The sequence below is a fragment of the Pseudomonas sp. RGM2987 genome, from assembly GCF_022952855.1.
Lineage (GTDB): Bacteria > Pseudomonadota > Gammaproteobacteria > Pseudomonadales > Pseudomonadaceae > Aquipseudomonas.
In genome coordinates this window covers 160,723-173,059 of sequence record NZ_JALJDX010000220.1, presented here as the reverse complement: position 1 = coordinate 173,059, position 12,337 = coordinate 160,723, and the positions used below count along the sequence as shown (strand labels likewise).

General features: G+C 61.7%; 12 protein-coding genes. 8 read left to right on the top strand and 4 right to left on the bottom strand.

Annotated elements, in window-relative coordinates; all coding sequences use genetic code 11:
- Positions 1-88 precede the first annotated feature (88 nt).
- The 6 genes from RGM2987_RS25210 to RGM2987_RS25185 all read left to right on the top strand — a co-directional run bounded on the left by RGM2987_RS25210 (position 89) and on the right by RGM2987_RS25185 (position 7,111).
- Entirely contained in the window at positions 89-982 is an 894-nt protein-coding gene (locus RGM2987_RS25210) for a sugar ABC transporter permease (protein WP_245145569.1), read from the top strand.
- A gap of 10 nt (positions 983-992) precedes the next feature.
- Positions 993-1,823: a carbohydrate ABC transporter permease gene (locus tag RGM2987_RS25205; RefSeq protein WP_245145563.1), complete on the top strand. Its 831-nt coding sequence runs from the start codon at positions 993-995 to the stop codon at positions 1,821-1,823.
- Positions 1,824-1,861: 38 nt separating this feature from the next.
- Complete coding sequence (gene ugpC / locus RGM2987_RS25200; protein WP_245145562.1) at positions 1,862-2,965, top strand: sn-glycerol-3-phosphate ABC transporter ATP-binding protein UgpC; 1,104 nt, start codon at positions 1,862-1,864, stop codon at positions 2,963-2,965.
- 15 nt (positions 2,966-2,980) lie between these two features.
- Entirely contained in the window at positions 2,981-4,462 is a 1,482-nt protein-coding gene (locus RGM2987_RS25195; protein ID WP_245145561.1) for a mannitol dehydrogenase family protein, read from the top strand.
- Between the two features lie 210 nt (positions 4,463-4,672).
- A complete protein-coding gene (gene xylB / locus RGM2987_RS25190) occupies positions 4,673-6,160 on the top strand; it encodes a xylulokinase (RefSeq protein WP_245145560.1) in 1,488 nt (495 codons plus the stop codon).
- A 12-nt stretch (positions 6,161-6,172) separates the two neighbouring features.
- Positions 6,173-7,111 carry a carbohydrate kinase gene (locus RGM2987_RS25185; RefSeq protein WP_245145559.1) on the top strand — a complete coding sequence of 313 codons (939 nt, stop codon included), beginning with the start codon at positions 6,173-6,175 and terminating at the stop codon, positions 7,109-7,111.
- A 79-nt stretch (positions 7,112-7,190) separates the two neighbouring features.
- Here the strand turns inward: RGM2987_RS25185 and RGM2987_RS25180 are convergent, their stop codons facing one another.
- Positions 7,191-7,472, bottom strand: a complete 282-nt coding sequence (locus tag RGM2987_RS25180) for a DUF1652 domain-containing protein (protein WP_245145568.1) — start codon at positions 7,470-7,472, stop codon at positions 7,191-7,193.
- A 383-nt stretch (positions 7,473-7,855) separates the two neighbouring features.
- Positions 7,856-8,863, bottom strand: coding sequence for a threonine ammonia-lyase, biosynthetic (gene ilvA, locus RGM2987_RS25175; protein ID WP_245145558.1), 1,008 nt, complete (start codon positions 8,861-8,863; stop codon positions 7,856-7,858).
- A gap of 449 nt (positions 8,864-9,312) precedes the next feature.
- Here ilvA and RGM2987_RS25170 point away from each other — a divergent pair, with 449 nt between their 5' ends.
- Complete coding sequence (locus tag RGM2987_RS25170; protein WP_245145570.1) at positions 9,313-9,714, top strand: hypothetical protein; 402 nt, start codon at positions 9,313-9,315, stop codon at positions 9,712-9,714.
- A 1-nt stretch (position 9,715) separates the two neighbouring features.
- Here the strand turns inward: RGM2987_RS25170 and RGM2987_RS25165 are convergent, their stop codons facing one another.
- Complete coding sequence (locus tag RGM2987_RS25165) at positions 9,716-10,861, bottom strand: PQQ-dependent sugar dehydrogenase (protein ID WP_245145557.1); 1,146 nt, start codon at positions 10,859-10,861, stop codon at positions 9,716-9,718.
- 37 nt (positions 10,862-10,898) lie between these two features.
- Positions 10,899-11,240, bottom strand: a complete 342-nt coding sequence (locus RGM2987_RS25160) for a hypothetical protein (protein ID WP_245145556.1) — start codon at positions 11,238-11,240, stop codon at positions 10,899-10,901.
- 202 nt (positions 11,241-11,442) lie between these two features.
- Here RGM2987_RS25160 and RGM2987_RS25155 point away from each other — a divergent pair, with 202 nt between their 5' ends.
- Complete coding sequence (locus tag RGM2987_RS25155) at positions 11,443-12,333, top strand: Ku protein (RefSeq protein WP_245145555.1); 891 nt, start codon at positions 11,443-11,445, stop codon at positions 12,331-12,333.
- The last annotated feature ends 4 nt before the right edge of the window (positions 12,334-12,337 follow it).

Here is a 12,337-nt window from a genome sequence, read left to right as displayed (position 1 = left end):
CAAGCTCCCTCGCCACAGGGAATGGCTGCCTAACGAGTGAACGATTGCCATGAATACTTCAACGACAACCGCCAAAGCGCCCATCCAGATGGCGCCGTCGGCGCGCAAGATCCGCCTGGCGAACCCTGGCTGGTTCCTGGTCAGCCCTTCGGTGGCCTTGTTGCTGCTGTGGATGATCGTGCCGCTGGGCATGACCGTCTACTTCTCGATGATCCGCTACAACCTGCTCTACCCCGGTGAAAACGAATTCGTCGGGCTGGAGAACTTCACTTATTTTCTGACGGACTCAGGGTTCATGCCTGGCGCGACCAACACACTGTTGCTGGTGGGCAGCGTGTTGCTGATCAGTGTCGTGCTGGGTGTGCTGATCAGTGCGCTGCTGGAGGCCAGTGAGTTTTTTGGCCGCGGCATCGTTCGCGTGCTGCTGATTTCGCCGTTCTTCATCATGCCCACCGTGGGCGCGCTGATCTGGAAGAACCTGATTTTCCATCCGGTCTCGGGGATCCTCGCCGCGGTGTGGAAACTGTTCGGTGCCGAACCGGTGGACTGGCTGGCCCATTACCCGCTGCTGTCGATCATCATCATTGTCAGCTGGCAATGGCTGCCCTTCGCGATCCTGATCCTGATGACCGCCATGCAGTCCCTCGACCAGGAGCAGAAAGAAGCCGCACGCCTGGACGGCGCCGGGCCGATCGCGATTTTCTGGCACCTGACCCTGCCGCACCTGGCCCGGCCGATCGCCGTGGTGCTGATGATCGAGACGATTTTCCTGCTGTCGGTGTTCGCCGAGATCTTCACCACCACCAACGGTGGCCCCGGCTACGCCTCGACCAACCTGGCCTACCTGATCTACAACCAGGCGCTGGTGCAGTTCGACGTCGGCATGGCGTCGGCCGGTGGCCTGATCGCCGTGGTGATCGCCAACATCGCCGCCATCATCCTCGTGCGGATGATCGGCAAAAACCTCACCGACAAGCCTTGAGGCCGCAGCCATGACACTTCAACAATCCCGTCGCCTGCAAAGCCTGCTGCTGGGCACGCTGGCCTGGGCCATCGCGATCCTGATCTTCTTCCCGATCTTCTGGATGGTGCTGACCAGCTTCAAGACTGAAATCGATGCCTTCGCCACGCCGCCGCAGTTCATCTTCGCGCCGACGCTGGAGAACTACCTGCACATCAACGAACGCAGCGACTATTTCAGTTTTGCCTGGAACTCAGTGGTGATTTCCTTCAGCGCCACAGCCCTGTGCCTGCTGATCGCCGTGCCGGCGGCCTACTCCATGGCGTTCTACGAAACCCAGCGCACCAAGCGGACCCTGCTGTGGATGCTCTCCACCAAGATGCTGCCGCCGGTGGGCGTGCTGATGCCGATCTACCTGCTGGCCAAGAGTTTCGGCCTGCTGGACACGCGCCTGGCACTGATTGTCATCTACACGCTGATCAACCTGCCGATCGTGGTCTGGATGATTTACACCTACTTCAAGGACATCCCCCGCGACATCCTCGAAGCGGCGCGCCTGGATGGCGCCACGCTGTGGCAGGAAATGGTCCGGGTGCTGCTACCGATTGCCAAGGGCGGCCTGGCTTCCACGGTCCTGCTGTCGCTGATCCTGTGCTGGAACGAGGCCTTCTGGTCGCTGAACCTCACCTCCTCCAAAGCCGCACCACTGACCGCGCTGATCGCCTCCTACTCCAGCCCCGAAGGTCTGTTCTGGGCCAAATTGTCCGCCGTCTCGACCCTGGCCTGTGCGCCGATCCTGATTTTCGGCTGGATCAGCCAGAAACAGCTGGTGCGCGGTTTGTCCTTCGGCGCCGTGAAATAACGCGCCCTACACAATCATCAGAAGTGGAGCCCATCATCATGGCCAACCTGAAAATCAAGAATCTGCAGAAAGGCTTCGAAGGCTTCTCCATCATCAAGGGCATCGACCTTGAGGTGAACGACCGCGAGTTCGTGGTCTTCGTCGGTCCGTCGGGCTGTGGCAAATCCACGCTGCTGCGGTTGATCGCCGGCCTGGAAGAAGTCAGCGACGGCACTATCGAACTGGACGGCCGGGACATCACCGAAGTCAGCCCGGCCAAGCGCGACCTGGCGATGGTGTTCCAGACCTATGCGCTGTATCCGCACATGAGCGTGCGCAAGAACATGTCCTTCGCCTTGGACCTGGCGGGCGTGCCCAAGGCTGAGGTCGAGAAAAAGGTCAATGAGGCGGCGCGCATCCTCGAACTGGGGCCGATGCTGGAGCGCAAGCCCAAGCAACTGTCCGGCGGCCAGCGCCAACGGGTAGCGATCGGCCGGGCCATCGTGCGCAATCCGAAAATCTTCCTGTTCGATGAGCCGCTGTCCAACCTGGACGCCGCGCTGCGGGTGCAGATGCGCCTGGAACTGGCGCGCCTGCACAAGGAATTGCAGGCGACCATGATCTACGTGACCCACGATCAGGTCGAAGCCATGACCCTGGCCGACAAGGTGGTGGTGCTCAACGGCGGGCGCATCGAGCAGGTCGGCTCGCCGCTGGAGTTGTACCACCAGCCGGCCAACCTGTTTGTCGCCGGATTCCTCGGCACGCCGAAAATGGGCTTCCTCAAAGGCAAAGTCACCGCGCTGGACAGCCAGGGCTGTGAAGTCCTGCTGGATGCTGGCACCCGTATCCATCTGCCGTTGAACGGCGCCAACCTGAACGTCGGTGGCCCGGTGACCCTGGGGATCCGTCCGGAACACCTGAACCTGGCGCAAGCGGGCGATTGCACGCTGCAAGTCACCGCCGACGTCAGCGAGCGACTGGGTAGCGATACTTTCTGCCACGTCGTCACGGCGTCCGGCGAAGCCCTGACCATGCGCGTTCGTGGCGACCTGGCAAGCCGCTTCGGCGAACAGCTGAACCTGCACCTGGACGCTGAACACTGCCATTTATTCGATGCCGAGGGCGTAGCGGTCACCCGTGCGCTGCGCGCCGCCGCCTGATTGCCGAGACTTGCGATGAAACTCAACCGACAAAACCTGCACAACCTCACCCCGGGGATCGCCCTGCCCGCCTACCCGCTGGGCGATATTCGCCAGGGCATCGTCCACATCGGCGTCGGCGGCTTTCACCGGGCCCACCAGGCGTATTACACCGATGCGCTGATGAACACCGGCGAAGGTCTGGACTGGGCCATCTGTGGCGTCGGCCTGCGGGCCGAAGACCGTCGCGCCCGGGACGACCTGGCCGGTCAGGACTATCTGTTCACCCTGTATGAATTGGGCGATAGCGATGACACCGAAGTGCGAGTGATCGGCGCCATCAACGACATGCTGCTGGCTGAAGACGGCGCCCAGGCTTTGATCGACAAACTGGCCGACCCGCAGACCCGCATCGTCTCGCTGACGATCACCGAAGGCGGCTATTGCATCGACGACAGCACCGGCGAGTTCATGGCGCAACTGCCGCAGATCCAACACGACCTGGCCCACCCGGACGCGCCGAAGACCGTGTTCGGTTTCCTCTGCGCCGCCCTGGCCAAACGCCGGGCCATTGGCACCCGGGCGTTCACGTTGATGTCCTGCGATAACCTTCCCCATAACGGCGCGGTGACCCGCAAGGCGCTGCTGGCCTTCGCGACCTTGCGAGACGCCGACCTGGCGCACTGGATCGACCACAACGTCAGCTTCCCCAACGCCATGGTCGACCGCATCACCCCCATGACCAGCGTCGCCCATCGCCTGCAATTGCATGACGAACATGGCATCGACGACGCCTGGCCGGTGGTCTGCGAACCGTTCGTGCAATGGGTACTGGAAGACAAGTTCGTCAACGGTCGCCCGGCCTGGGAAAAGGTCGGCGTGCAGTTCACCGCCGACGTGACGCCCTACGAAGAGATGAAGATCAAACTGCTCAACGGCAGCCATCTGGCCCTGACCTACCTCGGTTTTCTCAAGGGCTACCGCTTCGTCCATGAAACGATGAATGACCCGCTGTTCGTGCGCTACATGCGTGCCTACATGGACCTGGACGTGACGCCGCAACTGGCGCCGGTGCCTGGCATCGACCTGACCGACTACAAGAACACCCTGGTGGAGCGTTTTTCCAACCAGGCGATTGCCGATCAGTTGGAGCGGGTTTGCTCGGACGGCTCGTCGAAATTTCCCAAGTTCACCGTACCGACCATCAACCGCCTGATTGCCGACGGCGCCGAAACGCGGCGCGCGGCGTTGGTGGTGGCGGCCTGGGCGGTGTACCTCAAGGGCGTGGACGAAAACGGCGTGAGCTACTCGATCCCTGACCCACGGGCAGCGTTCTGCCAGGCGCTGGTGGCCGACGATGCACTGGTGACCCAGCGGCTGCTGGAAGTGGAAGAGATTTTCGGCAGCGCCATCCCTCGCTCGCCGGAGTTCGTGGCAGCATTCGAATGGTGCTGCAACAGCTTGCGTGAGCATGGAGTCACGCGCACGCTGGAGCGGGTGTTGGCGGACGCAAGCTAGACTGCCAGCGTGCCGAGCTTTCTGTGGCGAGGGAGCTTGCTCCCGCTGGGCTGCGGCAGCAGCCCCCAAACCAAGCAACGCGGTGAGTCTGACAGACCGGGGGGTAGGCATTTGGGTCTGCTTCGCAGCCCAGCGGGAGCAAGCTCCCTCGCCACAAGGGCTCTATTCGACCGGTCATTGTGTACAGAAACCCATTTCCTGAGGATTTCCATGGCAAACCAACAACTGTTCCTGGGCATCGACTGCGGCACCCAAGGCACCAAGGCTCTGGTGCTGGATGCCGTCAGTGGTCAGGTCCTGGGCCTGGGCGCCGCCGCCCACACAATGATCAGCGGCCCCAACGGCTGCCGCGAACAAGACACCGCGCAGTGGCTTGACGCGTTCACCGAGTCGACCCGCCAGGCATTGGCAGCCGCCGGGGTCGATGGTCAGGCCATCCTCGGCATCGGCGTCTCTGGCCAGCAGCACGGCCTGGTGTTGCTCGACGAACAAGGGCTGGTCCTGCGCCCGGCCAAGCTCTGGTGCGACACCGAAACCACCCCGGAGAATGACCGGCTGCTGGCGCACCTGGGCGGCGAAAGCCGCTCCCTGGAGCGTCTGGGCGTGGTCATCGCGCCGGGCTATACAGTCTCCAAGCTGCTGTGGACCCGTGAACAGCATCCGCAACTGTTCGACCGCGTCGCCAGCGTCCTGTTGCCCCACGATTTTCTCAACCATTGGCTCACCGGACGCCACTGCACGGAGTTTGGGGACGCGTCGGGCACCGGCTATTTCAACGTCCGTACCCGCCAATGGGATACGCGGCTGCTGCAGCACATCGACCCCAGCGGCCGTCTGCACGCGGCGCTGCCGGAATTGATCGAAGCCCATCAACCGGTGGGGCGGATCCTGCCGGCCATCGCGGCGCACCTGGGCATCAACCCCAACGCGGTGGTGGCCAGTGGCGGTGGGGACAACATGATGGGCGCCATCGGCACCGGGAACATCCAGCCCGGCGTGATTACCATGAGCCTCGGTTCCTCCGGCACGGTCTACGCCTACTCCGCCGAGCCTGCGGTCAGCCCGCAACCGTCGGTGGCGACCTTCTGCTCCTCCAGCGGTGGCTGGCTGCCGCTGATCTGCACCATGAACCTGACCAACGCGACCGGAGCGATCCGCGAGCTGCTGGCGCTGGACATCGAAACCTTCAATACCTTGGTGGCCGAGGCCCCCATCGGCGCTGACGGCGTGAGCATGCTGCCATTTCTCAACGGCGAGCGCGTCCCCGCCCTGCCCCATGCCACGGGTAGCCTGCTGGGGCTGACCACCACCAACCTGACCCGGGCCAACCTGTGCCGTGCGGTGGTCGAAGGCACGACCTTCGGCTTGCGCTATGGCCTGGACCTGCTGCGGGCCAACGGGCTGCAAGCCCACAGCATCCGCCTGATCGGTGGCGGCTCGAAAAGCGCGGTGTGGCGACAGATTGTCGCCGATATCATGGATACCACGGTGATCTGTACCGAACAAAGCGAAGCGGCGGCCCTTGGGGCAGCGATTCAGGCGGCCTGGTGCCATTCAGGGTCGTCCCTCGGCCTGGCCGACCTGTGCGAGCGCTGCGTCAAGCTCGACCCGGCCAGCGAAACCCGGCCGTTGGCCCAAAATGTCGCGGCATCGCAAACCGCTTATGAACGTTATCGACAGCACGTCGCAACCCTGTGAGAGCAAGCAACTATGTATCTGGTGTGTGGTGAGGCACTGTTTGATTTTTTCAGCGAAAACGAAGCGCAGGGCCCGGCCTCGCAAGTGAACTTCAAGGCGATTGCCGGCGGCTCGCCGTTCAACGTCGCCGTGGGGCTGCGTCGCCTGGGCGTCGATTCGGCGTTGTTCGCCGGGCTGTCCACCGACTACCTTGGTCGGCGGCTACACAAGGTGCTACTTGATGAAGGTGTCAGTGACCGGTACTTGCTGGATTTCGAGGCGCCGACGACCCTGGCGATGGTGGCCGTTGGCGCCAATGGCTCGCCCCACTACAACTTTCGTGGCGAAGGTTGCGCTGACCGGCAACTGAGCCTGGAACATCTGCCGATACTGGGCCCGGAGGTACGCGGCCTGCATTTCGGCTCGTTCTCCCTGGTGGTGCAGCCGATTGCCGACACTTTGCTGGCCTTGGTTCAACGTGAAAGCGGCCGGCGCCTGATCAGCCTGGACCCCAACGTGCGGCTCAACCCGCAGCCGGACATCGAGCTATGGCGCTCGCGGATCGCGACACTGGTGCAATATGCCGACCTGATCAAGGTCAGCGACGAAGACCTGGGCCTGCTCTATCCCGAACTCGATCCCAAGGCGGTCATTGAGGGATGGTTGGAACACCGCTGCCAGCTGGTGTTCCTGACGCGGGGCGGCCAAGGGGCGACGGTATTCAGCCGCCAACACGGTAGCTGGTCGCTGGCGGCCCGTCCGGTGAAGATCGCCGACACCGTGGGTGCAGGCGACACCTTTCAGGCGGCATTGATTACCTGGCTGACGGAACAGGGACTCGATTCTGTCGAAGGGTTGCACACCCTGACCCGCGAACAGATCAGCGCCATGCTCGACTTCGCCATGGGCGCAGCGGCCCTGACGTGCGGAAAAACCGGGCCAGACCTGCCCTATCGGCAGCAATTGGACTGATTGGAGGCGAATCGAAAAACTGGACGCCGGGTTCGGACAATGACCGACCCAGCGTCAGGATACCCGGGCAAGGCCGCTATTAACGCCCGGTCATACGATGATGTTGCGGATGGAACTGGTGGCCTGTGGCGTGGCCATGATCAAGCTCGGTACGCAGCTCGGCGATCAGGTCGTTGATGGCCCGGCAACCGGTGAGCTTCTTGGCATCGATGTCGGTTTTGATCAAGGCCACGCGATCGGTTTCATGATCGTCGTAGATCTTGACCGTCATCGACAGGTCAGGTGACAAGGTGCATTGCGAGCGCTTGGGCAGCAAACTGCTTTCAATGATGTTTCGCATTTCGAGGGCAGATAAAAACATGGCAACTCTCTCCTGTTGAGGCGGCCAACTTATGTTTACGACGGCGGTATTTTCGTCCGTTTCTTCCCTGCGGACTGGGACTACGAATGCCATGCCGTTCGTTCGTTCTTGGCGTTTCGAATAATTGAGCCCCGTGAAGCGAACTCCCTAATCATCCCGCAAAAAATATGCCTGTAGCGTGGACATTATTGATTGATGCAAATCAATGACTTAGCTTCGTGGCGTGGCGAATCGCTCGTGCAAATTGCATGGAAGCGGTGGTTTTCTCATGCAATGTGCATGGACTTGAGCCGTCGCCGCCAACCTAGAGTAGTCCTTATTGCGTGCGGCGCACCGGGCACCCGTCGCCTGCCTCGAAAAAAGTGTGACGCACTGTAAAAAACTCACAAGGCCTCCACGGCTGCCCGTTCGGCTACATGGCGCAAACTCTCGAAGTTGATATTGGCGCCCGAATCAATCGCCACCAGTACCTGGCCGTGCACGCCGGTTCTCGCCACGTATTGTTTGATCCCGGCGACCGCCAGCGCGCCCGACGGCTCGGTGATCGAGCGCGTGTCATCGTAGATGTCCTTGATCGCCGCGCAGAGTTGATCGTCGCTCACGGTCAGCACCTCATCCACACAAAAGCGACAGACCTCGAAGCCATGGGCGCCGATCTGCGCCACCGCCACGCCGTCGGCAAAGGTACCGACCCCGGGCAAGGAGACCCGCTCACCAGCCACCAGCGCCGCTTGCAGGCAAGCGGAGTGTTGCGACTCGACGCCGATGATGCGTATTTCGGGACGCAGGTACTTCACATAGGCAGCGATTCCGGCGATCAGGCCACCACCACCCACCGGAACGAATATCGCGTCAAGTCGGCCCTGGTGCTGACGCAGGATTTCCATGGCAACGGTGCCCTGCCCGGCGATCACCTCGGGATCATCGAACGGCGAAACGAACTCCCGTCCGCTCCGTCGTGCCAGCTCCAGCGCGTATGCCAGGGCGAACGGGAAGCTCTCGCCGTGCAGCAGCGCTTCGGCGCCTCGGTTGCGCACGCCCAGCACCTTCAATTGCGGGGTGGTCGTGGGCATCACGATGCTCGCCGAGATCCCCAGTTCCCGCGCCGCCAGCGCTACGCCTTGAGCATGATTGCCGGCCGATGCGGTAATGACGCCCCGGGCCCGCTGCTCCGGCGTCAGCTGTACCAGTTTGTTGTAGGCGCCGCGGATCTTGAAAGAAAAGGTCGGTTGTAGGTCTTCGCGCTTGAGCAGGATCCGGTTGCCCAGGGTCTCGGACAGCGCGGGCGCCGCTTGCAGCGGTGTGCGCACGGCCAGTTCGTACACCGGCGCGGCGAGGATTTTCTTGACGTAGTGTTCCAGCAAGGCTTGTTCGGCGGGGGTAACGGTCATGGCAGTCTCCGGGTTTGGGCGGAGCCCGGGAGACAGAAAGAAAAAACCCGCCTCCAGGGCGGGTTGGGTGCAGCCGTCAGCTAGCCCGCCATATAAGGAATGGCGGTAATAATGCTTGGCTGGCTGCGCAATACGGTCAAAGTCATGGCTGGAAATTAGCTCGGGGTTGGGGGCAAGTCAATGGCATCGTGGTTGTGGGCTATGTGTCTTGGGGGAAGCCTGTGGGAGCAAAGCTTGCTCGCGATAGCGGCCTGGTAGTCGACCTGGATTTTCGTGTGTATATCCATTGCTGCGGTAACGGCCACTTAGGGTTCCGCCCTGACGGCGGCTTACTTTTGAGAAGCGCAAAAGTAAGCAAAACGCTCTTACCCCACCACTGGGCACCTCGCTTACGCTCGGTGTTCCCTCACTCCGGCATTGCTCCGTGGGCCCGCCGCGAAGGACCATCCATGGTCCAGCGCGGCTATCCCGGCATCCATGCCGGGATGCCCACTGCGCAATGCCTGCGTTCGGCCCTTGTGGTTAACGGGGCGCCCAAGATCAAGATCAAGATCAAGATCAAGATCAAGATCAAGATCAAGATCAAGATCAAGATCAGAAGCAAAGCAAAGCAAAGCAAGGCGGTCTCATGGCTGACCTGGCGCTTCCCGTTGTACTTGGTCCCTGTGGGAGCGGGCTTGCCCGCGAAGGCGGCCTGGCAGCCGACCAACTCTCTACGGTTGTACCCACCCCCATTGTGGGAGCCTGCTCGCGATAGGGCCGGCGCGACTTGCATCAATGTGCCTGATGCACCGCCATCGCGAGCAGGCTCGCTCCACAGGATTCGTAGGGATATCAGTGGCTATGGATAGATCATTTAAGCCCCACTTTGTACAACGCCCCGCTGTCCTCATCCGTCAGCACATACAGGTAACCATCCGGTCCCTGCCGCACGTCGCGCACTCGTTCGCCAAGTTCACCAAGCAGGCGTTCTTCATGGACGACCTTGTCGCCATCGAATTCCAGGCGGATCAGTTCCTTGGATGCCAACGCACCGATGAATACGTTGCGTTGCCAGGCCTTGAAGCGGTCGCTGTCATAGAACGCCATGCCGCTGAGCCCAGGCGACACTTGCCAGACATGCAGCGGGCCGACCGTGCCTTCGACGGTCTTGCCCTGGGCTTCGGGAATAGGGGCGCCGGAGTAGTTGTCGCCATGGGTCGCCAAGGGCCAGCCATAGTTCTGGCCGCGTTCGATGAGGTTCAACTCGTCGCCGCCCTTTGGCCCATGCTCGTTCTCCCATAACGTCCCGTTCCAGGGGTTGAGCGCCGCGCCCTGGGGGTTGCGGATGCCGTAGGACCAGATCTCGGACCGGACGTTTTTCTGCCCGACAAAGGGGTTGTCATCCGGCACCTTGCCGTCGGGGTAGATGCGCACGATCTTGCCTTGCAGCTTGTCCAGGTCCTGGGCGGTTGGCCGGTCGTTGTTTTCTCCCAGGGTGATGAACAGATAGCCGTCCCGGTCGAAAACCAGCCGCGAACCGAAGTGGTTGCCCGTCGACAGCTTGGGCTGCTGGCGGAAGATCACGTTGAAGTTGTTCAGGGTTTTCAAGTCTTCGGACAGTTGCCCGCGCCCCACAGCCGTGCCGGCCTTACCATCCGCGCCAGCCTCGGCGTACGACAGGTAAACGGTGCGGTCCTGCTTGAAGTCCGGTGACAACACCACGTCCAGTAGCCCGCCCTGGCCCTTGGCCCAAACCTGCGGTACGCCGCCCAACGGCTCGGACAGCTTCCCGCCGGGACTGACTACCCGCAGGTTGCCCGGCCGTTCGGTAACCAGCATGCCCTGCCCCGGCAGGAAGGCGATCGACCAAGGGTGTTCAAGCCCCTTGACCACGGTTGTCAGCTCGATGGTGCCTTCTTCGCTCTTGAGCTGTCGGGTTTGGGCGGCAGAGACCGGCGTGGCAAGGGTCAGGACAGCGCTGGCGCAAAAGGCGGCCAGGAGTGTTTTACGCAACATGCACACTTCCTTCTGTGGGGGTAAAAATAGAGAAAACCTAGCGGTTGTTGTTCTGTGGGCTCCTGGGCGGCGTCGGTGATTCGATGGTGGGCCGCGGCGAACCCGGCGCCGGGCCGGACCTTGGATAACCGTTGCCGATCCCGCCGTTTTCCAGGGTGGGTGGGCGTGGCACCGGCACCGTCGGGTTGTTGTGGATCATTGGCACGTTCGGCCGGGTGCCCTGCATGCTGTTGGGATTGGCCCGTCGCGTCGGGCTGTTGTAGGGATTACTGTTGCCCGGCAGGTTTTGCGCTATCTGCATCGGGGCGCCAGGCGGCGGAGCAGCCTGAACGGCTGCCGCCAGTAGTAACGTCGTGATGGCCAGCATCAGCCTGTACATTCGAGCACCTCTTGGTTTCAGGCATATCGAAAACACGCTACGCCGCAGGTTCGCCGTTGTTAAGAGAAATGTCCGGGCAAAGATGTAACGAAGGGTCTCTAAACGGCCGTTTAGGCAATGAGCCAACCGGCGCACGGCGGAAACTTTCTTCAAAGGCGGGAGGTCACCAGAGAGACACCCATCGGCAAGGAAAAACACCACCATGGCACGGGCAATCTGGAAAGGCGCAATCAGTTTCGGGCTGGTCCACATTCCCGTGGCGCTGGTATCGGCCACTTCTTCCCAAGGGGTGGATTTCGATTGGTTGGACAAGCGCAGCATGGACCCGGTGGGCTATAAGCGGGTCAACAAAGTGACCGGCAAGGAAGTGACCAAGGAAGACATCGTCAAGGGCGTCGAGTACCAGAAAGGCCAGTACGTACTGCTCAACGAAGAGGAAATCCGCTCCGCCCACCCTAAGTCCACCCAGACCATCGATATCTTTTCCTTCGTCGACAGCGAAAAGATCCCGCTGCAAAACATCGACACGCCCTACTTCCTGGCGCCCGACAAACGTGGCGGCAAAGTCTATGCCCTGCTGCGTGAAACCCTGGTCAAGACCAACAAGGTGGCGCTGGCCCTGGTGGTGCTGCATACCCGTCAGCACCTGGCGGCCCTCATGCCTTTGGAATCCGCGCTGGTGCTGGTGATGCTGCGCTGGCCGGCGGAAGTGCGTGAACTGGATATCCTCGAACTGGGCGATGAAGTCACCAACCCGACCCTTGCCAAGGGTGAGCTGGAAATGGCCAAACGTTTGGTACAGGACATGAGCGCCGATTGGTCGCCGGAGGAATATCGCGACAGTTTCCAGGAAAAGATCATGGAACTGGTGGAGAAGAAGGCCAACGAAGGCCGACTCGAAGCGGTGGAAACCGATCCGGGCGAAGACCAGCGCAAAACTGCCGATGTCATCGACCTTACCGAGTTGCTCAAACGCAGCCTGGGCAGTAAAGGCAAGGCATCGGGCAAGGCCGTCGAGAAAACCGCTGCAAAACCCGCGAAGACCAGCAAATCCACGCCCGCAAAAAAAGCCACCAAGGCCTCTCGGGGCTAAACTC